Origin of the sequence: Crocosphaera watsonii WH 8501 (genome assembly GCF_000167195.1) — a bacterium.
Taxonomy (GTDB): Bacteria; Cyanobacteriota; Cyanobacteriia; order Cyanobacteriales; family Microcystaceae; genus Crocosphaera; species Crocosphaera watsonii.
On sequence record NZ_AADV02000001.1, the window covers coordinates 477,773 to 501,116 of the forward strand.

Below are 23,344 nucleotides of genomic sequence, written 5' to 3' on the forward strand. Positions count from 1 at the left end.
AAATCCAACTCATCTTGTAAAATTAAGTTAAGAACATTAACTTAATTTTTTATTTTGTGTTATGGAACAAACATCTTTAAACTTAGTAGCGATCGCAGTTTTTGTCATGACTTTATCGGCGTTACTGAGTCCTGTCTTAAATATATCTCCTTTCATTCCTGCGGCCACCACCTTCGCTGTTTTAGGACTAGCTACCGTTGATAGTTTCAGTTGGGGAGGAAAAGGGTTAACCTTATTTTTGGACTTATTCACTTCTTCGGAGGAACGTAAACGCATTATCCATCATGAAGCAGGGCATTTTTTAGCTGCTTACTGTTTAGGTGTTCCCATCACCGGTTATAGCTTAACTGCTTGGGAAACCTTTAGACAAGGGGAAAAAGCAGGAATAGGAGGGGTACAATTTGATTTTAGCCTCTTATCCGATCAAGAAAAAGTAAGTAGAAATCCCTTAATTGTGGAGCGGACTTTTACTGTTTTAATGGCTGGTATTGCCGCCGAGAAAGTCATCTACAATAATGTTGAAGGAGGAGAAGAAGATAAACAAAATTTACGAGAACTACTCAAAATTTTAGGACTTCGTGCTGAGCTTTACCAACAAAAAGAAAATTGGGCATTGTTACAAGCCAAAAATTTACTCATTCGTCATCAAACTGCCTATGAAGGGTTAGTGAAATTGATGGAAAGACGGGCATCGGTAGAAGAATGTCAACAACTAATTCAAGAAAAAATGAACTGAACTATAGCAACCAGTAATTATATCTAGGAAGTTAACATATATAGCAATGACAATCATGATTCATGAGATATGATTTTTGTTTATCTGTTATCTGTTCTCTGTTTGCTGTTTCCTTGTCCTCAAAGTTAATTCTCACAACTGATTACTGATTACTATATTAAGCCATAATGGTAGTAGCTCCCTACAAGTATATCTTTGTAGGGAGCTAAGACTGTATTTGATCTCTAATCTCGATTTCCGAAGTCGTGCTTAAATATTCTTAAACTCTAGGTGAACACTTTGAGAAAATTTTGGGAATACTAACTATAGTTACCAAAAAAACAGCAGAACATGAAAGCCAGGTCATTTTAAGACTTGGATGAAAAGCCACCTAACCATGAATGTCATCAATTTACCCTACTAAAAATTATTATGAGTAATTGGAAACCTGGAACAAGATTACAAAATGGTCGTTATGAAATTCATAAAGTTTTAGGATATGGTGGCTCAGGAATTACCTATCGTGCCAAAGAACATCCTTATGGACATCCAGTTGCGCTCAAGACCCTCAATGCCACTATTCAAAATAAACCTGATTTTAATAAACATCAAGAACAGTTTATCCAAGAAGCGTTTTGTCTAGCAAAATGTAATCATAACCATGTTATTAAAGTTCATAACGTCTGTCAAGAAGGACACATTTGGTGTATGGTTATGGACTATATCGCAGGAGGAAACCTTAAACAATATGTTAATTATAAACATGGTATTTCCCAAGACGAAGCAATAAAATATATTCAACAAATAGGTTCAGCTTTAACCTATATTCATGAACAAGGATTTATTCATAGAGACGTTAAACCTAGTAATATTATGCTTCGTAAAAAGGATATGCAAGCTATTTTAATTGACTTTGGTTTAGCTAGAGAATTTGTACAAGATAAAACCCAAATTCACACCAATTATAGGACAGAATCTTTTGCTCCTTTAGAACAATATGAATTAACAGCTAAACGGGGATCTTATACCGATGTTTATGCTTTAGCTGCAACTTTATACTATGTTCTCACCTTAAAGTTGCCCTTCCCTGCCCCTTTTCGTCAACAAGGAGCTAATCTTATTCCTCCAAAACAGCATAATCCTCATATCAGTGATACTGTTAATCTTGCTATTCTTAAAGGGATGGAATTGCGGTCAAAAAAGAGACCGCAATTGATCCAAGAATGGCTAAAATTATTACCAAAAAAAAAGCCAAAAGTAGTCGAAGATGTAATTGGAGACAAGCTCGGAAAATCATACTCGATCCTGCCAAAAAGGAGCAATTACCCACGGCAAAAGTTTCTCAAAATTCCGTAAAAAAAGCCCCAAAAACATCTATTATTCAATCCAGAAAACAAACAATAAAACCTCAAGAAAGTTCACAGATAGTGGCTATTTACAACTCAGAAGATGATTGTATAAAATTAAGAGAATTACTAATGCTAGGTAAGTTAAAAGAAGCAGATCAAAAAACAGCACAAATCATCTTAAAATTAACCAACCGAGAAAAACAAGGATGCTTATATCAAGAGCATCTTGCAGATTTACCTTGTCATCAATTGAAAATTATTAATCAAATTTGGTATGAAGCTAGTAATGGATATTTTGGCTTTTCAGTGCAGAAAAAACTCTATCAAGATTTAGGAGGAAAGCATTATTATGACCCTAAAATCTGGTGTGCTTTTGGGGAAAAAGTGGGTTGGAGAAAAAACGATAACTGGCTATCTTACACAGACCTTAATTTTAATCTTTGGGCCCCTCAAGGTCATTTACCCATGCTAGGAATGCAGTTTTGGGGGTTGAGAGGATGGTTAACCCTATTGATTAATAGATTGAACAGTTGTCAAATTTAGCTCAAAAATAACTGATTAGTCGTTCTATTTTGAATCAAGGGACAATGTTTGGTAAAATAGAAAACAATCAGTAAAAGAAACTAAAAGAAAATGAACTTGTTATTAGCAACCTCCGGACAATTCCCCACCTATTTTGTCATCGTCTATGTTGTAGGTTTCATCGCTGCTGTCACCATTGGCTCTATTGCTTGGTATAATTCAAAACGTCCTGCCGGCTGGGAAAATGCACAAAAGCCCGATTACATCCCCGATGTAGAATCAGAGGAACCTGCGGATAGTAATTCATAGATTAGCGGCTCAAACTTTCTTGAAAAAATATTGAATAATCCTTGAATTATTATCGTGAAGTCTACAAAAATAGATCAGTTATTACAAGACTTGAAAAAAACGGATGAAGTAGCCCGGCAAAGGGCTACCTCTCAATTGTGGCAACTATGGTTTACACAGAAAGGAGAAATTGGCCGAGAATTGTTGCGGCGATCTCAATCTTTTCTAGACAAGGGAAATTTCCAAAAAGCTGAAGAGTTACTAACAGAAGCGATCAAAAATTATCCTGATTTTGCTGAAGCTTGGAATCGAAGGGCTGTACTTTATTTCTCCCTGGAAAGGTATGAACAAGCGAAAAAAGACTGTGAACAGGTGATCCAATTGATACCGTATCATTTTGGGGCTTTACACGGTTTAGGGTTGTGTTTACTAGCCTTGGGAAATTACCAAGATGCGATCGCAGCCTTTCGTCAAGCGTTAGAGGTACAACCCTATGCTTTAATCAATCAAAAATTGATTTTGGAATGTACGGCACTGCTTTAAGGTTTTTCTGCTTCAGGGGGATAATAAAGCTCCTTGTACAATAGCCAACCTGTTTGCTGCTGTACATAAGCATGGGTACTAAGTCCCAGCTTTCGAGCCGTTTGGGCAACTTCACGATAGTTCATTCCTAGATATTCGCATAACTCTCGTTGACGTAATCCGTGGGAGGGATGATTAGATTGAGTCATCAGAAAATTTGGGTAGAAACCCCGTCGTTCTACGACGGCTTTGTATTAGAATGTAAATGGCCAAGTACCCACCCGAGACGATGGATTCAGAAAGCCTAACGAGCGAAGTCCAGTTAGACTGGCTGCGCAGAAAAATCGGTAGACCGGGAAAAGAGGATAGGGCAATGGGTATAAGCATCCCTAGAATCAAAAAACATAAGAACTCTCGTGTTTGAGATTTCAACACATAAAAATCGCAGGGCTTGCGGGGATAGTCTGTGGAGCGAACGTAAGGCCATAAAACTCCTTGTGGGTAGAGGCAGTTGCATTGAAGCAGAAACCTAAATCGTGAGGTTTAGGAATCACCGCCGTTTTACGGCGCGTGAGGATGTCAATTGATCAAGTTTTTCTGGAGCGTTGCTGCAAAATTGGAAAGAATCTGTAATCCATTATCCGATGATTTTTCCGGGTGAAATTGTACCGCCATCAGATTATCACGGGCGATCGCTGCTGTAACTGTTTGGCTCCCATGAGTCACAACAGCAGCATTAATCTCAGCATCAACGGGATCGACATAATAGGAATGCACAAAATAGACATAGGGATCGGGGGTTAACCCTTGCCATAAAGATAAATTTGCTTGAGCCAATTGTAACTGATTCCAACCCATGTGGGGTATGGTTAAATTAGGCTCGGATTTGAAACGACGTACCATCCCTTTGATAATGCCTAACCCTGGTTCTTTCCCTTCTTCTGAACCATCAAAAAGAATCTGTAAACCCAAACAAATACCTAAGAATGGCTTACCTTCAGCGATCGCCTTTTTGATAGGTTCCTCTAAATTACGCGATCGTAAATTTTGCACCGCCGGATCGAACGAACCCACTCCGGGCAGAACAATGGCCTCAGCTTCTGCAATATCTTGGGGAGAATTGGTTATTTTTGGCTGAATTCCTGCTTTTTCTAGCCCCTTACAAGCGGAGTGCAGATTACCCATGTCATAGTCAATAACAGCCAGAAAGCCCATAAATATTCCTTGTGATTAATCTTTCCTATCTACCATCATAACCTGATTGAGTTCTGCTTCATGAAACCTAGACAAACCTAGACAGGCTTGATGTTCAATTCCTGCTTCAACCAAGGGAGACGGCTCCTTCTTGTCCACAGACGTTCACCCTTCGACTTCTAGAGACTTCGCTCAGGACAAGTCGCTCTGGGTTTACCGATAAGCCATCGGCATTGTTTGTCCAATTTTCGAGATTAATTGACGCATTTAAGTCCCTATCCATAACTTGACCACAATTTTGACAGTGATAAACCCTTTCACATAAGGGCATATCTTGTATATTTCCACACACGGAACAAGTTTTTGAACTGGGAAACCACCTATCTACTATAGTTAGCAAAAAACCAAAACATTCTTGTTTATAACTCAATAATTCTCGAAAACGATATAATCCTAAATTAAATAAGGCATCAGATAATTTGTGGTTAGCCATCATGCCTTTAACGTTTAAGTCCTCTACGAGAATATGTTGATAAGTTTTAGCTAATAATGTGGTGGTTTTTTGCAGAAAATCTTCTCGAATGTTGCTTATTCTTTTATGCTTTTTTCTTAGTTTCTGGTAATATTTAACCGCATTTTTAGATGCTTCTATTCCAGAACGACGGTTGGTGAGCATCCTTATTCCTGTTTCTCCACTGTATCTTTCCTAGCTTGGTTTTCGCTTTTTTTATGGAAGATGGAGATTCAAAGGTGTTTCCGTCACTAAGAGTAGCAAAAGTTTTTATTCCTAAATCAATTCCTACTTTTTTATAGCTGTGTTTCATCTCAGGTATATAAGATGCTGAAACAGCAAAACTTACATACCATTTCCCTGCTTCTCTCGAGATAGTAAAGGTTTGAGAAACACAGTTATAAGGGATGCTTTCTTTTAAGGAGAAAGTTCCCAAGGTAGGAATTTTTATCTTTTTTCCCTCCTGGACTAATACCTTGCCATGAGAACTATCTACTGTAAAACTACAGTTATGTTTCTTCTTTTTAAAACGAAGTAAGTCTGCTTTTATTTTAGGCTCTCTCCAACGAGAAAATGCTTTTTTCAAGTCTCTAAACGCATTCTGATAGATGCGAGATGAATATTTATTTGTCCATAAATATTCTGTCTGCTTTTTAGTAATGTTTGTAAAGACTTTCTTGATAGCATCTAACCGTTTTGAGTCACTGCCACAAATTTCGGGAATATCCCAGGTGGATTTTAGTAAAGATAGTCCATGATTGTACACAAAGCGAGAGAAGCCAGCACAGCCAGCAAAAAAGCTCTTTTCTTGATTATTTAGCTTTAATTCCCTTTTGATTGCGTACATATATGAATAGTGTTTATCTTATATTTTATTATATCTGAATAAATGCTCTATTGAATTGACAATTTTCGTGGAGCGGACGAGATATCCTAGACATTATGTACAGGTATGTCTAGGATTGTACAGGTTTTTGTCTTCTAGAAGAAACTCACAGCTTTTTAGGTTTGGGTTGTAACGAAACGCCTAATTTCATCTGTTTTGAAACCAATAGCCATCGGTCGTCTAATTTGAGGCAATACTTCTACATCATATAATTCTTCTACTACTCCTTCAATACGTAAGGAATGGACAATATCTCCTGTTCTTAAATCAATAATGAGTAATCCACAACGAGGATTGGCTTTTTTCTCTTTTAAACGTTCGTCTAAAGGCAACCCATGAAAGGTTTTATTGTGTCTAGGTTCAGATATTCCCACCACAGCGAAATCGTTGTACAAGGAAAATCCTCGTAAATAACCAGGACAAAAAGTAACGGGGTTAAATTTACCTGTTTCTTTTTCAATAAATCCTAATTCACCAGTTCCTGAGTTTAAAATCCATAATTTTTCTTGATACCATCGAGGAGAATGAGGCATAGATAATCCTTCTGCAATGATTTCATTATTGGTAATATCCATGACACAACCCCCGTTAATACGATGTTCTCGCCACCCGTCAGCAACATCAGATTGGCTTACCATTGTTACAGAATAAGGTTTTCCCTCTCTCATAGCTAAACCGTTAAGATGACAGCGATCTTCGGCCGCTAATTTAGAGATAAAAGGGGGTTTCCAAAGGGGTTTAAAACTATGGGTTTCGCTCACTGTTGCTAAACAACTAAAGAGGGTATTAATAAAGACCGGTTTTTTATTGTTCTGAGCTACTCTAATATCATGAATATCAAGATTCCCTGTTACGTATGATAATTGGGGTAGATAAATAGCATCATAGTTGTTGTAAATTTGTCCTTTTTCTAAGGTATTTTCAAATCGCCATAGTTGATAGAGGGTACTAACATATAAACTATTGTCGTCAAGACATAAACCCATACAACGATCTAGGATTCGTTCAAAGACTGATAGTTTTCCATCCGGTTGTAATCCAATAAAAAATATTTTTCCTGCTTGATAAGTGGTAAAAACAAGGCTTACTTTTTGCTCATATAACCAGGATGTAAATTGACGGGAGGCTGTAATTTCTAGATTTGGTTTTGCTTGATTCATTGTGGTTAAAATCTTTGATGAGCGATGGGGTTAGGGTTACTAACTGTAAGTAGTAATCTATGATAATTTAGTATTATCTATGATTTTCTGCTCTAATCCTCTGACTAGCTCCCTTAATACATCACTTTGGGTGCGCTCCTCTTGCTGGCAAAACCTTTTTAGTATTAAATGTTCTTTCTTAGAAACGTTGACATTTAGTCTAGTGCAGCTTAGCAAAAATAATCCACCAGTCACTTATGATCTTTAAAGCCCTTAAATTTCCAAACGAACGGCTTAGCAAAATGTTGATTAAAGTAATCAATAAAATTGGGAATTTTTTGGGATAGTTCTTCAGTTGAACGGACAGTAATTCTTTTGAGTAAACGCCTGACTAAGATCGAAAACCAACACTCAATTTGATTAAGCCACGATGTATGTTTGGGAATATAAACAAAGCGAATTCGATGAGATTCATCTGAAAAAAATCTGCTCTGCTGTCCATAGATTGCAAAATCCCCTCCTTTCCTTTTCTCCCCAAATCAATAGTAATTCCACAGCTTTCTGCTACTAATTTGACTAAGCTTTCCGATTTATGAGTGTTGAGTTTATCTACAATAAAAATCCATTCTGCTTTTTCATCAATCTTAATCGTTCTCTGGATATGTTCAGAAAAATCTTGTTCTGTTCTTGTCGGTCCAATAGAGGGACTAACAACTTTTCCTCTTGCCACATCCCAGTTCGCAATCAAGCTTAAAGTTCCGTGTCTTTCATATTCAAATTCGATTTTTTCTACTTGTTTAGGCTTGATTCTTTTGTTCGGAAATAATCTCTCAAGAGCTTGAATCCCTGTCATTTCATCTGTACTAATTAAATGAATTCCTTGTTCTAACAAAGTTTTAGCTTCTTGATGAAGTTCACAGATATATTTGACTTGCTTTTTAAATTTTAAGGGATCATCAATTTTGGCATTTAACCAGTAACGAACGAGATGTGGTTGTAATGTCGCTTCTTTTTAAAAAACGCCCCACACTACGGGGGGAAATCTTTTCGACAATTCCTCTTTTTATGGCTTCATCCGCCAACTCTGAAGGTGTCCAATGGCTCACTGGTCTGTCTGATTTTTCACATTCTTCACAAGCGATCGCTACAATCTGGACTACTTGTTCGACCGTAAAGGATTTTGTTGTTCCAGGTCTTGGGCGATCGCTTAAAATTCCTTTGATCAAGACCATTAATGCTTTCTCCGTTACCTGTTGTTCTTCGGCGGCACTCAGTTTTTCTCTCTCCTCAAACCATCGCGATCGCCACTGACGCACTTGTACTCGGTCTAATTCTAATCTTCGACTAATCGAACTATTGCTCTCTCCTGATGCTGCGGCTAAGATTAGCTTGGCTCGTCTAACAAGGCGATAGAGGTTTGTTGTCCCTCTCACTATTTGTTGGAGTACTGTTTTCTGTAGGTTGGAGAGGTTAATTGGCAATGCTTTTATCATGGACATCAACTTCGAGATTCTTCCGTTAGTTTCATTGAAACACATTGTCGTGGCTAGTCACGAAAGTTTCTGTAAAAATCTGGTGGATTACTTTCGCCAAGCTGCACTAGGGACAATAACACCCTTGCTAGTAGCAACCTCAGATAAGTGATTATCCAATGAAGCATTAAAAGCTTTGTTTTCACTTTCTTGTAATTTAGATGTCAATTCTTCCATTTGAGCTTTGAGGATTGACATCTCATCGGTTGGCTTATTATCTTTCTTTGGTTCTTCTTTCTGAGGAGGAGGCTCGGTGATAGCTGCTTCAATGGGGGCTAAAGAACCATCGACATATTCTTTCACTGAGGACTGTAAATCAGTGAGGAGTGGTTTAATTGCTGATAATACTTCTTTTAGAAACCCTTCTTTATCGAATTCCATATATAGAAAAATGCCTTAGTAGTGTAATTTCACTAAGGCAATTGTCCTAATTTAGTAAGGTCTTTATAATAATGATAAGTAAATTTAATTAATAATATATTGATACTGTGTGAGATATCGGTTACTATATAAGAGTAGTCAATCACAAAGAGGTCAAACACCATGTCCTCTTTGGGTTTTGTCAACCAACAAAAAATAGGGAGGAACAGCCAAGCTGCTCTCCCTAACTACAAATGTATCTATTTCCATTATGCTACAAAACAAAGATTTTCAACCCACTCAAGGGTTGCAACCATATGCTATGTGCGCTGATTGTCCGATGTTCTCTGACTTCCAGGACTCACGCAATCGAGGGTGGTGCAGTGCGTTTGAAAAACTGGCAAGGACTCACCATCCCCGTACCAATAGCTGCGAATTTGCCATCAAGGAGTACGAAGAACAGAACTCTATTGAAGTGGCTGTAACTCTGTGTAGCCACGAGTTAGACATTGATGACGATGGGGCTATTTTTCCCAAGGAAGAAAGGATTATTTCCTTGTTTGTAGAGGAAATTACCAAAAAAGCAGTCTATGAAGCTTTTGAAGCACATCAACACGATTTTCCTGGATTCTATATCCTTGCTTATCATCGCTGTTATCCTGATGCCGAATTCTAGGCAATGAAAAAATCGAACCCCCCCTACCACTGGGGGAATTGTAAATCAAGGGGGAATTGAAACTCTGTAACCCAATCAGCGTAAGGGATACAGAGATTTTTTTACTTAGAAGTGGACACGCTGTAACCCGCATTCTCTCGTGTCCACTTCTCAAGGATATCAAGCCCCTTACTATATAGTAGCCCCAAGAGAAGTGGACACACAGTTATAAATTTTCTCTGTAATTGGTTATGTGTACACTATATATCACTGAAACTGTCTCAAACACTGATGATATATACGTTACACCGTGTCCACTTCTTTTCATCGTGCTATATAGTAAGGGGCTTCATATCAAGTAGAAGTGGACACGGTGTTATTGGATATTTGCCCTTGTGTATTGACATTTATGATTTATATGTATAAGACCAAGATTAACGGTGTCACTTGTGAACTAAGAGAACCTATTATCAAAGACCTTCTATTTATCGGTGATAAGATTGATACTCTAGGTAAATCAAGGGTCTCCGATATTCAATCAGCATTGTTGCTATTTTCTTGTCTCTGTGTTAAATGGGGCAACAAAGATGGTACCACCATTGAGGAGTTAGAAGCGTTGCCCCTTAATGCTTTTAAGGAGTGTCACTAGTTAGAGATAATGTTTAATTTTGATGCTTCATTACATAAATCACAGTTAGAAGTGTTTAATGACCCTCAGAAATTTCAAGTTTTAGTTTGTGGTCGGAGGTTTGGTAAATCACATTTACAGGTTACAAAGCACGTTATCGATTGTTTAATGTTCCCTAAGCTAATGCCTGGATACAACGTTAAACAACAAACTATGGAAACGGCTGTACTTGTAGGTATGCCAACCTTGAAACAAGCCCGTAAGATTTTATGGAAACCACTGGTTAAAACACTGGAAAATTGCCCTTATGTTGACAAAATATCTCGTAGCGATTATACTATAAGGTTTAAAGGTAATAGACCCGATATCATACTCGCAGGCCTTAATGACAATGCTGGGGATAGAGCAAGGGGCCTTAAACTATGGCGTGTGTGCATCGATGAAGTTCAAGACGTAAGGCCTTCAGTTATTGACGCTGTAATCATACCTGCAATGGCTGACACACCCCACTCAAGAGCTTTATTTACTGGTACTCCCAAAGGTAAAAATAATCATCTATACAACCTATTTACAATGGAAAGGGATAATGATGATTGGAAGTCTTATAACTTCCCCACATGGACTAATCCTTTGATATCAAAGGATGAAGTAGAGAGAGCAAGAAAACGACTATCACCTCGTTTATTTTCCCAAGAGTTTGAAGCACAGTGGAAAGAATCCCCCGTTAAACTGCGTTGTAACGGGGGAGTATGTCAATTCTTGTAGCCTCTATCGCTGGAAAAAATGACAATGAGATTGAGGTATCAGGGCTTAATGAATTTGACCTTGATATAGTAACATCTACCTTGGAGAATGCAGAGAAAGTTACTAAGGTAGATAAAAACTTGACGGAAACTGCTAAGAAACTATACTGGAAGTCAGTAGCTAAAACTATAATTCCTGATTTATCCAATGAAGATGAGGAAACTATTAACATAGAGTACGAGTTTTTCTCATTTTCTGACGCTCTCGAAAAGCCCTCTGCTTCTCAGAATTCCAACGATGACCCTCAACAGTCTTCTTAGGATAACAATGACTGCAACAACCTATATATTTGGTACCCGTCTCAATGCAAGTAACTTCTCTGAGGCGGTTTTTACTACTCTTCATTACAGCGTCACAAAATGAGCAAGTAGGCAATTCAATCCCATCTTTTAATCGTTCTCTATAAGCTCTAGTATATTCCTTGCTAGTTTTCATAGTAAATATCTCCAATGTAATTTAGTCTATGTAACTATTATATCACAGTACATCAAAAGTGGCATCAACCCCGATGATATATACGTTACACCGTGTCCACTTCTATTCATCGTGCTATATAGTAAGGGGTTTTATATCAAGTAGAAGTGGACACGGTGTTATTGGATATTTGCCCTTGTGTATTGACTTCATAGCACTTATATGTTAATTGCCGACATCAAGGTAAAATTATTTTTCCCCGTAGATGAGGGAACCCTTGAAGCATTAGATATACCTATTGATTACTTCCTGATTGAGTACCCTGACTTATCACCAACTAAGGAGTATTATCACTTATTCAAGTCAATTAACAACACGGTAACTTATATCAAAGAATTCTCTTTAATCAAGGAGTTTAAAACGAAAGAAGAAGGTAGATACTGGTTACGATTGTTTTTTGATACTTTATCTCTCTTAGACGTACTTTATAGCGAGTTCTTTATATCTTACACCGAATAATATGGTAGAATGTTTAATTACTGGAAAATTTGATGATAGTGGGTCTTTTCCCATTGATGGAAAAGTAGTGGTGACACTAGATGCACCTTTGATTGCTACAGACATGACTGTCCATCTCCCTATCCCCCAAGAATATCCATTTACTAATGGTGAGTTTTCATTTACCCTAGAATCCTCAGACACACAGCAGATAACTTATTTCTTTGAAGTCTATAATCAGTTAGACGACTTATCTTACCCTGTTGAGGCTATCTATAGTTTTCATTCAGTAGTGCCTGTACTGACTGAGGTTAATTTCAGGGATTTAATACCCTCTCAGATTTCTACTGACCAGTTACCCTCAAACATTCGCCGTCTTCTACAACTCATTGCGTTTGACCCCAACTATAATAACCTTTTAAGATGGGGTAGACCTGCTGGTTTCTATTCTCCCTCTACTCCTTATGTTTACGGTGATATTGTAACTTATGACGGTAGTAGCTACCTTTGCATCAACGAAAATGGTGCTTTAGGCGATAATCCTTCGATTGTTGAGAATGAATACTGGCAGCCATTAGGAATTCGTGGTGAGCCGGGTACTGGTACAGGTGGTAATGACACACCGTTTTCTTTTGCAGCGTGGACATCACAAACCGATGCACCCACTAGGAATACCTTGTCTAATGCTCTCATTGACCGTAATGACCCTAGAGTTGTTGACCTCAGTGATGGTATTGACCTTGACACTTTACCCGATGATAAGTTAGTCCCTGCAAAATATTTAACTAAAATGTCGGGCTAAGTCCCACCCTATAAACGAGGGGGATACATCGAACCGCAGGTGAGTACCCCCAATGTTTTAGGGTTGGTATACAGCCCGACCAATGTATTAACGTGCTACAGCACAACCTTGCTTAAAAAGTTGTACTACCATGTTATTTTTTTATGGTAGAATGTTATCATGACTCCAACACTTAACTACTCATACCGAATTTATCCTGATAGCAAACAAGAGACAATGTTAGACGAATGGCTAGAGATTTGTCGTCGTTCCTATAACTATGCCTTGCGAGAGTTAAAAGACTGGATTGCTTCGAGAAAGTGTCCAATAGATCGGTGTTCGTTGGAGTCAGAATATATTATGGCTGCAAGCTATCCTTTCCCTGGCTATCACCAGCAACAAAACCAATTACCAAAGGCTAAAAAAGTATTTCTTGAATTAGCTAAAGTGTCAAGCCAAGTCTTACAAACTAACATAAGAAGATTACATGATGCTTGGGATTTCTTTCGTAATAGAGGTTTTGGCTTTCCGAGATTCAAAAAGTATGGACAGATGAAGTCTTTGCTGTTTCCTCAATTCAAAAGCAATCCCTTAACTGGATGGCAAATAAAATTACCAAAATTGGGAAAAGTTCAAATTAACCTTCATCGTCCAATACCTGATGGTTTTGTCATCAAGCAGATACGAGTTGTTAAGAAAGCAATGGGATGGTTTGCCGTAATTAGTATCCAGTCAGACATTAACTTACCTGAAGTTAATGCTCCTTTTGGGCATCCTTTAGGGTTAGATGTTGGGTTATCTAGTTACTTAGCTACCAGTGATAACTATGTAGAAAAAGGGCGTAAATTCTTCAAGACCGAACACCGTCGGCTGAAAGTGCTACAACGTCGGTTAAGTAGAAAACAAAAGCGTTCTAATAACTACGAGAAGGCTCGGAAAAAGGTAGAAAAGCAACACAATCATATTGCTTTCAAGCGTAAAGATTACCAATTCAAATTAGCGCATAAAGTCTGTGATATGGGAGACAGTATCTTTATGGAAGATATTGACTTTCGCACAATGGCTAAGGGCTTTCTGAGTAAGCATACTCTAGATGCAGGTTTTGGGCAATTCAGGGATATTCTGAAATATGTATGTTTGATAAGGGGCAAATATTTTGGATTAGTTGACCACCGAGGAACTAGCCAAACCTGTCCTAATTGTCGTACAGAAGTTAGGAAAACTCTTTCTGATAGAGTTCATGATTGTCCTGAATGCCACTATCGCTGTGACCGTGACGTGGCATCAGCCCAAGAAATCTGTAATCGAGGCATAGAAACTACTACTCTGGGACTCAGAGGAAAGGAAACCGTCTGTCAAGTCGAGGTGTCGGGGGTGATGAGCCTAGATAACTGGCGTAGGGGAATACCTCTGTGGGCAGAAATATCCCGTCGTGAGTCGGGAAGCCCACGCTATACTGCCTAGCAGTTAGCGTGGGAGGATGTCACCTAACTTAGTTCTTGATGATGATGTCGTTAACATCATCTATATTGATGACCAAGGTGATTTACGAAAATCATCGACCGCCCCACAAGTAGGATTATTGATTGCAAGGGCAGAAACCAGTGGTGGTTCTATATCAGGGCAAATTGAAGACTTAAGGCCGAATGTTAATATGCTGGTTCAACCACTCGTTGACAATGTCGGTTCTATAATACCGAAATCGAGTATTGTAGTATTCGGTGGTGCGGTTGCCCCTAACGGTTGGTTATTTTGTGATGGTACACCTTATGACCCTTCTACTTATCCTCAGTTATTCAGTGCCATTGGTTATGGTTTTGGTCAGGTGGGTTCATTATTTCGTGTACCTGACATGAGGGATAGAAGTCCCGTCGGCGCGGGTATCTCCTTCGATAGAGGCACTTTCGGAGGAAGTGCTACAACGAGTTTATCTGTGGATAATATGCCAGCGCATAGTCACAACGTCATTGACCCAGGACACACTCATTCTATGAATCACGGCCCGGGGCAACATTCCGCTGTTGCCTTAGACTATCATAATGCGGGTAATGGAGTTGATGCTTATGTTCCACAGTGGGGAGGGCATGCCCATACTATTTATGCAAGCGGTGTAGGGATATCATTAGAAAACACTGGCAGTGGTACGCCAGTGTCTGTTCGTAACCCTTATGTAGGGTTTGCTGAAAAAGTTTCTCCAAAATTTATGCCACTTTTGACCAAGAATTTTCTGACAAATCAATAAGTTTTAGTACATAAAAATTGTTTAAAGTATAATCAAAATTAATGAAAGGCGGTTTGATGAGTTCCCCTGTTCTATTATTAGTGAATAAGGACAAAAAAAGCGACACAAACTGCCTCAGAAGTTTAGAAAGATTGACAACTAAAAATGTAATATCAATAGATGTAATGGAGGTTTCAGGGAGTTTTGTTATCACGAAATTTAGGCTAAATCTTCGTTTAGCTTGTCCAAACTTTCCCTCAATAGCATTACGGAAGCATTCATCGGAGTGGGCTTGTTTCTTTTCTTCTTCACTGACATTTTTCGGAGGTCTTCCTAACTTCGGATCACTGATTCTTATCCCTCTTTCCTTACACCAATTTCTGTTTTCCCTAGTTCGATAAATTTTATCTACATGGACGGATTCGGGATAATAGCCAAACGTTTCTTTATACTTTTCTACTTGTTCTTTTAAATGACAAGATTCATTGAAGTTTTCCCAACTTATTTTGTCTAGAAACACATAGTTATCTACACAGCTTACTGAGAGTTTAGCTCCAAACTCTATTGGTTTTCCTGCTTTTCCCCTCACTATTGGACGAATATGCGGTTGAGTTAAACTTACAATTCTTTGAGGAACACTCTGGGTCTTATTCTCCCACATTGACTGTTGTTGTTCATAAACTTTTTTGATAGTCTCTAGACAATTTTTCTGTTTTTTACTCAGATTTTCCAGGGAAGCCCCAGCTTGAATTAAGTCTTCTATATTTCCTAAATTTTTCTTAAGGTATTTTAACTGTTTCCCGATAGCTTTTCTTCTTTCTTGATAAGATACTTTTCGTTTTTTAGCTACTTTTAAGTATTCCTTTCTAGCAATTTTTCTAGAAGTTCTCGGCTTTTTTCTCAATTTTACTCTTAATGGTTTATAAAGATTATCTATTATTCTTTCTGTCTCAATTCTGGCTTGATTTAATATGCCTAAATCCGTTGGGTATTTGATGTCTGCTGGCGCACAAGTCGCATCTAAAATTAGTTTACCTTTGTTTTTTATTTTTTCTCCTTTTTCTTGGAGACAATCCTTTTTTTTTACTTCTTTATCACTCTTGTCTATTTCTCTTTTTACTATTTTTTTATTGATTTTGTTTATCAATTCTCCATCAATTCTTTTCCTAAAATGAACTAGCATTGAAGATTCCAGTGGTGGCTCTTGTTGATAACAATTTAAACCTATAAAGTATTGTAGATAGGGATTTTCTCTAATCTGTTCTATAGTTTCTCTATCACTTGTTCCTAATTTTTCCTTAATAATTAATGTCCCTAATGCCATTCTAAATAGTTTGGCTGGCGCACCTTTTTCTGCTGAAAAAAGTTTAGCATATTCTTCCTCAAAATCATCCCAAGGTATCAACTCTGCCATGATTACCCAACGATTATTGGGGGACAATTTGCCCTCGAAAGGTAATTCAAATTTTTCTGGGGGCGGTAAAGGTTGCTCCTCTTTTCGATACATTTGTTCTTGACCAACAACTGGGAGGTGTTTCTACCAATTATAGCGGTTTGTAGCCGACAAAGCTGATCTTTTTTGCGATCGCGAATATGGGTGTAACCTTTTAAAGAATAGGGTTTTGCTTTTATTCAGCAAACCCTAAATAGTCAAAATCATCTAAAAATGTCAAGAAATTCGTTGATTTTTTTAGTAAGTGGTTTAGTTTCTGCATTGATCTCTTTTTCTAGTTATTCTCAACCTTGTCCTAGTCCCAGCAATGTTTTGGATACCAGTTATAGTTGGAGGCGAACCCACTGTGAAGGAATTAAGAAAGGAGAAGAAGAACAAACTCGTAACGGAAGTTTTCGTTTAGTTTCTTTCTCAACTGGGAAAATTCAGAAATATGATAATAGACTACACTTAAACATTCCTAGTAGTAACCCAAAGCAACTTAGATTAAAAATAGAATCTTGGTTTAACGATTATGAAGCAAATTGGCAAAAAGTTTCTCTTCCTTTCTCTTTAGAAACAAGAATTTTAAAACGGGAAAAAGTACCTCCAGAAAATTTAAGATTCCTTGCCTGGGAAAGGTTGAATAGTAATCAGAGTATCTATTTACCCGTTATCCATAATAATAATACTGCAACCACTTATGAGATAGTTTGGTATAGTCGCCATAAGACTAACATTAATCTTTTTGAAATTAGAAGTCAAAGTAATTAAACTATTTTTTCTTGTGGGGAGGATGTTAGTTATCCAGCTAATAATGAAATTTCCTGTCAATGGGAGGCTCAAAATACTCCAGTAGGAAAGTATTTAATGTATCTAGATATTGAACAATTTCCCTATAATAAAGATAAAAGAGAATTTACAAGAGAGATAACATTTTTCCATGATCCCCAATGGTTAAAGAAATGATAAGTTATGAATATTGTTCAAAAACTGTTTACATTAATAGTCAAAATAGTAGAAATCTTAAAACACTTAATAAAAATACTCTGGGGATTTATTTCCAGTATTGTTATGATTCTTTTAGGTGAACACAGAACCTTTTTTTTGAATTTAAAGCTTTTGATTGTTTCATTTTTATCAATCATTCTATTCTTTTTGACAAGTTTTTCGGCTCTTAATTATTTTGAGGGAGAAGTAATTACTAATCAGTTAACGTTCGTTTTAGATGAAAAGAAAAATTTTCTTAAAGGACTAGATGACCTTAATTTGAGAAAAATTAGTTTTTGGGGTTTACCTGAACTAGAATTATCAGGAGAAAAGTTTAATTATAAAAATTTTACTGAATTGAATCAAACAAAAGTTATTAAACTCAAAAAAAATGAAGGTCAAAATATTACTCCTCAACTGGAAATAAAATCATCTAATAAGGAACAAGAAAATTATTTAAAAGTTTTATTAATTGAGTTATCTAAATCAATCGCAGTTAATTGTCTCAAGTATGATAAGAGTCGTAATTTAATTGAGTTGTATCTAGATTTTGATATTGCAAAATCCTGTTCTTTTCAAACAAATTATAATGATTCAAAAAAAATTGCTGATATTGAAATTGAACTAGGTAATCAACCCTTTGATGTTACTTTACAGGGATATGAAATACAGCAACCCAAACTTCGTAATCAAACGAATTCAATGAAATTAGAATGGACACACAAATCTGGAAATAAAACCCTAGATTTTGAAGTGATTCACCCTCTTTTTATTGAACTAGAATTAAATGAAGATGAAACTAAAGACAATGATATTCTGCTTCAAAGAATTTTATCAGTTACAGATACTCGCTTATTTCATCAAGAACAGAAAGATTATGTTACCAACATTATCAAGGGTAGTGTTCGTATGACTGATCAAAAGCTGAATATTGAACCTAGTCAATTTCTACAGTTTCAAGGTGGGAAAGGAATTGAAAGACTATATAATATTAGTCTAACTTCTCAAGGAATTAAAGTCTTGTTTAATGGAACTGCTAGAAAAGTTTTGAGTGGACTTAATTTTGACTCACCTGGTTATAATATTCGAGGTGAGTTTTTGGCTAAGTTTATGTCCAAAGAACAAAGAATTGCTATAATAGGTTTTTTAATAGCTATAGTTTCTACTCTATTAATAGAATGGATTAAAGAATTTTCTGAAAAATTATCTAATAATAACAATGAAGATTAACTTAAGTTTGTTTAAAATCTCATCTTCTATCATCAGTTTATTGGTGATGGTTGATATTTTTACATTTACTCTGGTAAGTAATGCAGTAGAAAACAAAAAAGTGACAGCAGACTGTAGAACGATTCCTGATGTGGCAGATAATAGTACCGTAAAAATTAGTCCTGTTGACGATGAACCTAGTTCGGGGGTAATTATTTCTAAAAAAAGTAACATCTATACAGTTCTAACTGTTGCTCATGGTGTTAAATCTCAAGATATATTAGATTATAACCCTCTTAAGATACAGTCACGATATGATGAATATAATGTTATCGCTGGTCAACTGTTAGATGAAGGAGTTAAATCTCTTGATTTAGCAATTATTCGTTTTGAAAGTTCAAAAAATTATATACCTATTATTTTTGGAAGTTCTCAACAAACTCAAAAATGGGATAAAGTAACTATTTTAGGTTATCCCATTACTTCTACTAATAGGACTGGTCAACCACAAATTTATCCTCTAGAAACAACTCTTATAGAGATAAATGCTAACAGAGGAAAAGGATATGATATGAGTTATGCTGGGAATGGATGGGAAGGAATGAGTGGGGGAGCTATTATTAATGATTGCGGTAGATTATTAGGGATTCATGGTAGAGGTGATAGTCTAGGAACAATAAAAAATGAAGAAAGCAACGAAGAAATGTCCCTTAGAGGTCCCTTCGCAGCAGGTATTCCTATTGACTATTTTGTTAATTTATTACCTTTACCCAATTTAAAGATATCTGAAATTGCCATTAATATAAAACCTAATTTCAATTCATTAGTTAGTGAAGATGTACAAAAATCTTTCATTGATCTCGGTCTTTCTGAATTAGAGTCTAATAATTTGGGATCAGCAATTAGTTATTTTACCCAAGCTATTCAAAAAGATTCTAAAAATCATCTAGCTTATTCTTATTGAGGATTAAGTTATTCATTGATTGGGGATAAGCAGCAGGCAATTAAAGACTATTCAAGAGCAATTGAGTTAAATTCTAACTTATCGAATGCTAGATACAATCGAGGGTTAATTCTTTCCCGTGATTTGAAACAATACGATGAAGCTTTAAGGGATTTTGAGGAACTAATAAAAAGAAACCCCAGAGATGCAGATGCTTTGTTTGAAAGAGGAAATATTTATTTTCAAAAAGGAAATAAACAACAAGCATTAAATGACTATACGACTGCTATTCCTCTTAATAAACAGCTAGGAGACGCTTTTTATAATCGAGGAATTATTTATCATCAAAAGAAGAAAAATGAGCAAGCTTTAGAAGATTTAAGACGTGCAAGAGATATTTTTGCATCACAGGAAAATCTTAAAAAGTTTGGTCGTGCTAATGATGCAATTATGGACATTCAAGGAGGAGTAAAGAAATAGAGGTGTAGGTTGGGTTGAGGAACTAAGTTAAAATCAACAATAAATAAGGTTTTGTTGGGTTAAATGATAGTGAAAACCAACCTACAAAATCTAATTGACTCAACTAAAATACTTTCCAAATCTCCTCAACTTTTTGACGTAAATCGTCTATTTCTTCGATGACATTCTGGGTATCTTCTATTACGTCTTGTGTCGTTCGTGAAGGCGATTCCTCTACATTATTTTCAATGATTATCTCTTCAGGTACATTATTAGGGGAAGAAACATAAATTTTATTTTCTTCAATTGTTCCGAATAGCATTGAAGCATCAACAATATAAAAATAATGGTCTGTATATGCTTGCTCAGAATATTCAACTTCAATTGCCACACTATTCACATTCTTAATGTCAAGTGCTGCTGTGTGTAATTTTCCCCTAACAACCGTCCAGGGATCTTTTAATTGTCCATCTAGATAAATTCTAACCTGCATCGTATTTATTTTATAGTAATTTTCTCCATCTTCAATGCCAAATTTTAACCTTAAAGTTGAAGGATTATAGCCTCTAGATCGGATAATTCTACAAGACATTATCACCGTGTTTCCTCTAGAAGCATCCATCCTGAAAAGATATTCAAACGCTTGTTTACCAACCGAAACTAATTCACCATTTCCATACCGATGATCTCCTCCACTTTCCCTACAATGATCTTTTGATATTAAGGATCTTATATTAGGGGAATCCGTTGGCCGTTGACCATAACTTATTGGACTTATACCTAAAACTAGACCGAGAGAAATAAGTCCAGTTAACCCTAATTGTTGGATAGAATGAATTATTTTCATTGTTGACACTCCTCTATATCGATTGATTAAGTTAGATGATGATAATAAACTTGTTTAGATTAATTGTTAAACAGTCATATTATACTGAAAATTTGACGTTAGTGGTAATAATTTCTTTGTAATTGGGGGAATCTATCTGCACCTGAATTATGCCTAGCTCTGTACTAATTCTGTCATAACGACGGATCACTTCTGCACCTTTAGATCGATAAACAGTAAACCCCACATTAGGATTATTGCCAATACTAGGATCATTATCTCCTTGCCAGGTTGTAATATCTTCAAATAGTTCCTGTGTGGGTAATAAAAGTTCGCCAACTTCTGTAGGAGAAAATCGATGTTGTTCTTTTAATACTTTACTCGCTGTATTGATTCCCACAACAGTTGAGGCAGTAAAAATAGAAGGAGCAACATAATAATCTAAATCATTAGCGATCGCAAAACCAGGGTTAGGAATATGAGAACGAGAATCAGGATCAAATTCTCGCTTTTCATCTCCAAACATAATGCTTTGATCCCTAATTTTTCCATATTCCGTTCTTTGCTCTCTAAACCCATTTTCAGTTAACGTATTTTGAGCAACAGTAATCGCTTTTTCTGTAGCTGGTTTAGGGGTAAAAATTCTATCAATAATCCTAACTCCAGCATGAACTACCAAACCCGTAAGCATCTTACGAGAACTAGCATCTTTGATCAAAAAATCTAGGTTTAAAGACTCAGCATGTTTAGGAAAAAATATGCCCGAAGAAGTTGCACAAGAAGCACTACTTAATAACGCCAATTTAGTGAATTGTCGACGGTTTAAAGTCATGTTAATTTATCCCTCACAGCCTAAATCAAGGTTGAGGATCTATTTTAACGAGAACTTGCATGATAATTGTGCAAATCTTGACCTGGTACTAAAGCGCAATAGAAGAGTCGAGAATTAATATCTCACCCCTTGAGCAATTTCAACTTGTCACCTCAACGTGATATCATTACCACTGGTTTGCTATAAAACGTTGTATAGCGTTTTCTTTATGTCTGTATGCCATTGACCCAAACCATATCCCAAACTACCGAAACAGCATCAGCGAAAACTGATTCTATGCAAGACTACTATCGCTTGCAACGAAACCTGTTGTTGCTGAGTTTAGTCTTAACCGGAATTATTTTTGTGTCTGTGTGGAAATTCTACACCCTCAATTTAGCCCTCAACTACCTGTTAGGGGCTTGTGTTGGCATTGTTTATCTAAAACTGCTGGCAGGAGAAGTAGAAACAATTGGCACATCTAAACAAAAAGTTGGCACCAAAGGGTTAGCCATCTTTGCTGCTATGATAATTGTCGCCAGTCAATGGCGACAACTGCACATTATCCCAGTTTTCCTGGGATTTTTGACTTATAAAGTCTCTATAATCGCCTACACAATTCAAAGTGTCATGGACCTAGAGTTAAAGTAGGGATTAAACCTTGATTTTGTAACCAGATTCGGTATCCTAGCCAATGACAATGTTAAATGGTTTACGCATTATAGACACCTTGCCCCTTGCTGCCTTAGAAGTGGGTAAGCACTGGTATTGGGAGATCGGCAACCTCAAACTACACGGACAGGTATTTATGGCCTCCTGGGTAGTGATCGCCTTACTGATTATCGCTTCCTTGTTAGCAACCCGTGACATCCAAAGGGTTCCTAGCGGAATGCAAAATTTCATGGAATACGTCCTGGAATTTTTGCGTGACTTAGCGAGAACTCAGTTAGGAGAAAAACACTATCGTCCTTGGTTGCCCTTTATCGGGACCCTATTCTTATTCATTTTCGTTTCCAACTGGTCAGGATCTTTAGTACCTTGGAAACTGATAGAAATTCCCGAAGGAGAATTGGCTGCTCCCACCAACGACATTAACACCACCGTAGCCTTAGCCCTGTTAACCTCCCTAGCGTACTTTTATGCAGGTTTGAGTAAAAAAGGACTAGGATACTTTGCCAACTATGTCCAGCCTATTCCCGTTCTCCTGCCCATCAAAATTCTCGAAGATTTTACCAAGCCTCTCTCCCTGAGTTTCCGTCTATTCGGGAACATTTTGGCCGATGAATTGGTGGTAGCTGTGCTAGTATTTTTAGTCCCTCTGTTTGTGCCATTACCCTTAATGGCCTTAGGACTATTCACCAGTGCCATCCAAGCCTTAGTATTTGCCACCTTAGCAGGGGCTTATATCCATGAGGCCATTGAGTCAGAAGAAGAAGAAGAAGAACCGGCTTAAAAGTAAAATCTTTTGGAATAAACAAGAGACAGAGCAATATCTCTTGTTCAAAAGTGACCAAAACGTAAGACAATAACAGAGAAGTCCAAGAGAGAAAAATTAAACCAATCTTTTCTCTGACATCTCAAGTCCTTACAGATTGGGATTTCCCATACTTCGTAACCCAAAAGGGAAACTTCTCGCTCCTAAACGTTTAAGCTAA

General features: G+C 36.9%; 27 protein-coding genes and 2 pseudogenes. 18 read left to right on the forward strand and 11 right to left on the reverse strand.

Going from position 1 to position 23,344, the window contains the following annotated elements:
* The first annotated feature begins 61 nt into the window (after positions 1-61).
* The 5 genes from CWATDRAFT_RS02355 to CWATDRAFT_RS02370 all read left to right on the forward strand — a co-directional run bounded on the left by CWATDRAFT_RS02355 (position 62) and on the right by CWATDRAFT_RS02370 (position 3,417).
* The gene (locus CWATDRAFT_RS02355; RefSeq protein WP_007303478.1) at positions 62-736 is read left to right on the forward strand and encodes a hypothetical protein; all 675 of its coding nucleotides are present in this window, start codon (positions 62-64) and stop codon (positions 734-736) included.
* A 354-nt stretch (positions 737-1,090) separates the two neighbouring features.
* Positions 1,091-2,071: a serine/threonine-protein kinase gene (locus CWATDRAFT_RS39255; RefSeq protein ID WP_232286940.1), complete on the forward strand. Its 981-nt coding sequence runs from the start codon at positions 1,091-1,093 to the stop codon at positions 2,069-2,071.
* A 71-nt stretch (positions 2,072-2,142) separates the two neighbouring features.
* Positions 2,143-2,607, forward strand: a complete 465-nt coding sequence (locus CWATDRAFT_RS39260) for a GUN4 domain-containing protein (protein WP_232286941.1) — start codon at positions 2,143-2,145, stop codon at positions 2,605-2,607.
* A 90-nt stretch (positions 2,608-2,697) separates the two neighbouring features.
* Positions 2,698-2,895, forward strand: a complete 198-nt coding sequence (psb35, locus tag CWATDRAFT_RS02365; protein WP_007303481.1) for a photosystem II assembly protein Psb35 — start codon at positions 2,698-2,700, stop codon at positions 2,893-2,895.
* Positions 2,896-2,949: 54 nt separating this feature from the next.
* A complete protein-coding gene (locus CWATDRAFT_RS02370; RefSeq protein WP_007303482.1) occupies positions 2,950-3,417 on the forward strand; it encodes a tetratricopeptide repeat protein in 468 nt (155 codons plus the stop codon).
* Here CWATDRAFT_RS02370 and CWATDRAFT_RS02375 read toward each other — a convergent pair.
* The 8 genes and pseudogenes from CWATDRAFT_RS02375 to CWATDRAFT_RS36915 form a co-directional block, all read right to left on the reverse strand.
* A complete protein-coding gene (locus tag CWATDRAFT_RS02375) occupies positions 3,414-3,605 on the reverse strand; it encodes a hypothetical protein (protein ID WP_007309051.1) in 192 nt (63 codons plus the stop codon). The genes CWATDRAFT_RS02370 and CWATDRAFT_RS02375 overlap by 4 nt on opposite strands.
* A gap of 370 nt (positions 3,606-3,975) precedes the next feature.
* Positions 3,976-4,611: an imidazole glycerol phosphate synthase subunit HisH gene (gene hisH / locus CWATDRAFT_RS02380; protein WP_007303483.1), complete on the reverse strand. Its 636-nt coding sequence runs from the start codon at positions 4,609-4,611 to the stop codon at positions 3,976-3,978.
* Between the two features lie 106 nt (positions 4,612-4,717).
* A complete protein-coding gene (locus CWATDRAFT_RS36905) occupies positions 4,718-5,266 on the reverse strand; it encodes an RNA-guided endonuclease InsQ/TnpB family protein (RefSeq protein ID WP_007303484.1) in 549 nt (182 codons plus the stop codon).
* Positions 5,229-5,948 (reverse strand): RNA-guided endonuclease InsQ/TnpB family protein, encoded by a 720-nt coding sequence (locus CWATDRAFT_RS36910; RefSeq protein ID WP_007303485.1) that lies wholly within the window; start codon positions 5,946-5,948, stop codon positions 5,229-5,231. Before CWATDRAFT_RS36910 ends, CWATDRAFT_RS36905 begins: the two co-directional genes overlap by 38 nt.
* A 155-nt stretch (positions 5,949-6,103) precedes the next feature.
* Positions 6,104-7,147, reverse strand: coding sequence for a TIGR03032 family protein (locus CWATDRAFT_RS02390; RefSeq protein ID WP_007303486.1), 1,044 nt, complete (start codon positions 7,145-7,147; stop codon positions 6,104-6,106).
* A 230-nt stretch (positions 7,148-7,377) separates the two neighbouring features.
* Positions 7,378-8,018: pseudogene (locus CWATDRAFT_RS02395) on the reverse strand (transposase).
* 64 nt (positions 8,019-8,082) lie between these two features.
* Positions 8,083-8,664: a helix-turn-helix domain-containing protein gene (locus CWATDRAFT_RS02400; RefSeq protein ID WP_007303488.1), complete on the reverse strand. Its 582-nt coding sequence runs from the start codon at positions 8,662-8,664 to the stop codon at positions 8,083-8,085.
* A 42-nt stretch (positions 8,665-8,706) separates the two neighbouring features.
* Positions 8,707-9,039 carry a hypothetical protein gene (locus tag CWATDRAFT_RS36915; protein ID WP_007303489.1) on the reverse strand — a complete coding sequence of 111 codons (333 nt, stop codon included), beginning with the start codon at positions 9,037-9,039 and terminating at the stop codon, positions 8,707-8,709.
* A gap of 250 nt (positions 9,040-9,289) precedes the next feature.
* On the opposite strand from CWATDRAFT_RS36915, the gene CWATDRAFT_RS39265 reads away from it, so the two are divergent.
* From CWATDRAFT_RS39265 to CWATDRAFT_RS31490, 7 genes are all read left to right on the forward strand, one after another.
* Entirely contained in the window at positions 9,290-9,694 is a 405-nt protein-coding gene (locus tag CWATDRAFT_RS39265; RefSeq protein WP_007303490.1) for a hypothetical protein, read from the forward strand.
* Positions 9,695-10,331: 637 nt separating this feature from the next.
* Positions 10,332-11,066 carry a terminase large subunit domain-containing protein gene (locus CWATDRAFT_RS02420; RefSeq protein ID WP_007303491.1) on the forward strand — a complete coding sequence of 245 codons (735 nt, stop codon included), beginning with the start codon at positions 10,332-10,334 and terminating at the stop codon, positions 11,064-11,066.
* Positions 11,051-11,365: a hypothetical protein gene (locus CWATDRAFT_RS02425; RefSeq protein WP_042711090.1), complete on the forward strand. Its 315-nt coding sequence runs from the start codon at positions 11,051-11,053 to the stop codon at positions 11,363-11,365. Before CWATDRAFT_RS02420 ends, CWATDRAFT_RS02425 begins: the two co-directional genes overlap by 16 nt.
* A gap of 376 nt (positions 11,366-11,741) precedes the next feature.
* Complete coding sequence (locus CWATDRAFT_RS02430; protein ID WP_042711091.1) at positions 11,742-12,038, forward strand: hypothetical protein; 297 nt, start codon at positions 11,742-11,744, stop codon at positions 12,036-12,038.
* Position 12,039: 1 nt separating this feature from the next.
* Positions 12,040-12,819 (forward strand): hypothetical protein, encoded by a 780-nt coding sequence (locus tag CWATDRAFT_RS02435; RefSeq protein ID WP_007303492.1) that lies wholly within the window; start codon positions 12,040-12,042, stop codon positions 12,817-12,819.
* A 159-nt stretch (positions 12,820-12,978) separates the two neighbouring features.
* Positions 12,979-14,262, forward strand: a complete 1,284-nt coding sequence (locus tag CWATDRAFT_RS02440) for an RNA-guided endonuclease InsQ/TnpB family protein (protein ID WP_007303493.1) — start codon at positions 12,979-12,981, stop codon at positions 14,260-14,262.
* A gap of 16 nt (positions 14,263-14,278) precedes the next feature.
* Positions 14,279-15,040 (forward strand): phage tail protein, encoded by a 762-nt coding sequence (locus CWATDRAFT_RS31490; protein ID WP_007303494.1) that lies wholly within the window; start codon positions 14,279-14,281, stop codon positions 15,038-15,040.
* On the opposite strand, the gene CWATDRAFT_RS02450 is transcribed toward CWATDRAFT_RS31490, so the two are convergent.
* Positions 15,000-16,526 (reverse strand): IS5-like element ISCwa2 family transposase, encoded by a 1,527-nt coding sequence (locus CWATDRAFT_RS02450; protein WP_007303495.1) that lies wholly within the window; start codon positions 16,524-16,526, stop codon positions 15,000-15,002. The genes CWATDRAFT_RS31490 and CWATDRAFT_RS02450 overlap by 41 nt on opposite strands.
* 159 nt (positions 16,527-16,685) lie before the next feature.
* On the opposite strand from CWATDRAFT_RS02450, the gene CWATDRAFT_RS02455 reads away from it, so the two are divergent.
* The 4 genes and pseudogenes from CWATDRAFT_RS02455 to CWATDRAFT_RS02470 form a co-directional block, all read left to right on the forward strand.
* Entirely contained in the window at positions 16,686-17,225 is a 540-nt protein-coding gene (locus CWATDRAFT_RS02455) for a hypothetical protein (protein WP_007303496.1), read from the forward strand.
* A gap of 201 nt (positions 17,226-17,426) precedes the next feature.
* Positions 17,427-18,671 carry a hypothetical protein gene (locus tag CWATDRAFT_RS02460; protein WP_007303497.1) on the forward strand — a complete coding sequence of 415 codons (1,245 nt, stop codon included), beginning with the start codon at positions 17,427-17,429 and terminating at the stop codon, positions 18,669-18,671.
* Positions 18,661-19,614, forward strand: coding sequence for a S1 family peptidase (locus tag CWATDRAFT_RS02465; protein WP_007303498.1), 954 nt, complete (start codon positions 18,661-18,663; stop codon positions 19,612-19,614). The genes CWATDRAFT_RS02460 and CWATDRAFT_RS02465 overlap by 11 nt, the downstream gene beginning before the upstream one ends.
* Positions 19,615-19,626: 12 nt before the next feature.
* Positions 19,627-20,073 (forward strand): annotated as a pseudogene (locus CWATDRAFT_RS02470) (tetratricopeptide repeat protein); the annotation flags it as partial.
* Between the two features lie 103 nt (positions 20,074-20,176).
* Here CWATDRAFT_RS02470 and CWATDRAFT_RS02475 read toward each other — a convergent pair.
* Complete coding sequence (locus CWATDRAFT_RS02475) at positions 20,177-20,899, reverse strand: hypothetical protein (protein WP_007303500.1); 723 nt, start codon at positions 20,897-20,899, stop codon at positions 20,177-20,179.
* A gap of 79 nt (positions 20,900-20,978) precedes the next feature.
* On the reverse strand, positions 20,979-21,710 hold the full coding sequence (locus tag CWATDRAFT_RS02480; RefSeq protein ID WP_007303501.1) for a hypothetical protein: 732 nt from the start codon (positions 21,708-21,710) through the stop codon (positions 20,979-20,981).
* 216 nt (positions 21,711-21,926) lie between these two features.
* Here CWATDRAFT_RS02480 and CWATDRAFT_RS02485 point away from each other — a divergent pair, with 216 nt between their 5' ends.
* Together CWATDRAFT_RS02485 and atpB are read left to right on the forward strand one after the other, a co-directional pair.
* On the forward strand, positions 21,927-22,340 hold the full coding sequence (locus CWATDRAFT_RS02485) for a hypothetical protein (RefSeq protein ID WP_007303502.1): 414 nt from the start codon (positions 21,927-21,929) through the stop codon (positions 22,338-22,340).
* Between the two features lie 43 nt (positions 22,341-22,383).
* The gene (gene atpB, locus CWATDRAFT_RS02490; protein WP_007303503.1) at positions 22,384-23,142 is read left to right on the forward strand and encodes a F0F1 ATP synthase subunit A; all 759 of its coding nucleotides are present in this window, start codon (positions 22,384-22,386) and stop codon (positions 23,140-23,142) included.
* Positions 23,143-23,344: the final 202 nt, after the last annotated feature.

Excerpts from the sequence above, each read along its gene's own strand:
- CWATDRAFT_RS36905 (WP_007303484.1), bottom strand. The coding sequence starts at position 5,266 with ATGCTCACCAACCGTCGTTCTGGAATAGAAGCATCTAAAAATGCGGTT.
- atpB (WP_007303503.1), top strand. The coding sequence starts at position 22,384 with ATGACAATGTTAAATGGTTTACGCATTATAGACACCTTGCCCCTTGCT.
- CWATDRAFT_RS39265 (WP_007303490.1), top strand. The coding sequence starts at position 9,290 with ATGCTACAAAACAAAGATTTTCAACCCACTCAAGGGTTGCAACCATAT.
- CWATDRAFT_RS02475 (WP_007303500.1), bottom strand. The coding sequence starts at position 20,899 with ATGAAAATAATTCATTCTATCCAACAATTAGGGTTAACTGGACTTATT.
- CWATDRAFT_RS02480 (WP_007303501.1), bottom strand. The coding sequence starts at position 21,710 with ATGACTTTAAACCGTCGACAATTCACTAAATTGGCGTTATTAAGTAGT.
- CWATDRAFT_RS02440 (WP_007303493.1), top strand. The coding sequence starts at position 12,979 with ATGACTCCAACACTTAACTACTCATACCGAATTTATCCTGATAGCAAA.
- CWATDRAFT_RS02435 (WP_007303492.1), top strand. The coding sequence starts at position 12,040 with ATGGTAGAATGTTTAATTACTGGAAAATTTGATGATAGTGGGTCTTTT.
- CWATDRAFT_RS02425 (WP_042711090.1), top strand. The coding sequence starts at position 11,051 with ATGTCAATTCTTGTAGCCTCTATCGCTGGAAAAAATGACAATGAGATT.
- CWATDRAFT_RS02485 (WP_007303502.1), top strand. The coding sequence starts at position 21,927 with ATGCCATTGACCCAAACCATATCCCAAACTACCGAAACAGCATCAGCG.
- CWATDRAFT_RS02460 (WP_007303497.1), top strand. The coding sequence starts at position 17,427 with ATGAATATTGTTCAAAAACTGTTTACATTAATAGTCAAAATAGTAGAA.
- CWATDRAFT_RS02355 (WP_007303478.1), top strand. The coding sequence starts at position 62 with ATGGAACAAACATCTTTAAACTTAGTAGCGATCGCAGTTTTTGTCATG.
- CWATDRAFT_RS02430 (WP_042711091.1), top strand. The coding sequence starts at position 11,742 with ATGTTAATTGCCGACATCAAGGTAAAATTATTTTTCCCCGTAGATGAG.
- CWATDRAFT_RS36910 (WP_007303485.1), bottom strand. The coding sequence starts at position 5,948 with ATGTACGCAATCAAAAGGGAATTAAAGCTAAATAATCAAGAAAAGAGC.
- psb35 (WP_007303481.1), top strand. The coding sequence starts at position 2,698 with ATGAACTTGTTATTAGCAACCTCCGGACAATTCCCCACCTATTTTGTC.
- CWATDRAFT_RS02450 (WP_007303495.1), bottom strand. The coding sequence starts at position 16,526 with ATGTATCGAAAAGAGGAGCAACCTTTACCGCCCCCAGAAAAATTTGAA.
- hisH (WP_007303483.1), bottom strand. The coding sequence starts at position 4,611 with ATGGGCTTTCTGGCTGTTATTGACTATGACATGGGTAATCTGCACTCC.
- CWATDRAFT_RS02390 (WP_007303486.1), bottom strand. The coding sequence starts at position 7,147 with ATGAATCAAGCAAAACCAAATCTAGAAATTACAGCCTCCCGTCAATTT.
- CWATDRAFT_RS02375 (WP_007309051.1), bottom strand. The coding sequence starts at position 3,605 with ATGACTCAATCTAATCATCCCTCCCACGGATTACGTCAACGAGAGTTA.
- CWATDRAFT_RS02465 (WP_007303498.1), top strand. The coding sequence starts at position 18,661 with ATGAAGATTAACTTAAGTTTGTTTAAAATCTCATCTTCTATCATCAGT.
- CWATDRAFT_RS02420 (WP_007303491.1), top strand. The coding sequence starts at position 10,332 with ATGTTTAATTTTGATGCTTCATTACATAAATCACAGTTAGAAGTGTTT.
- CWATDRAFT_RS36915 (WP_007303489.1), bottom strand. The coding sequence starts at position 9,039 with ATGGAATTCGATAAAGAAGGGTTTCTAAAAGAAGTATTATCAGCAATT.
- CWATDRAFT_RS31490 (WP_007303494.1), top strand. The coding sequence starts at position 14,279 with ATGTCACCTAACTTAGTTCTTGATGATGATGTCGTTAACATCATCTAT.
- CWATDRAFT_RS02455 (WP_007303496.1), top strand. The coding sequence starts at position 16,686 with ATGTCAAGAAATTCGTTGATTTTTTTAGTAAGTGGTTTAGTTTCTGCA.
- CWATDRAFT_RS02400 (WP_007303488.1), bottom strand. The coding sequence starts at position 8,664 with ATGTGTTTCAATGAAACTAACGGAAGAATCTCGAAGTTGATGTCCATG.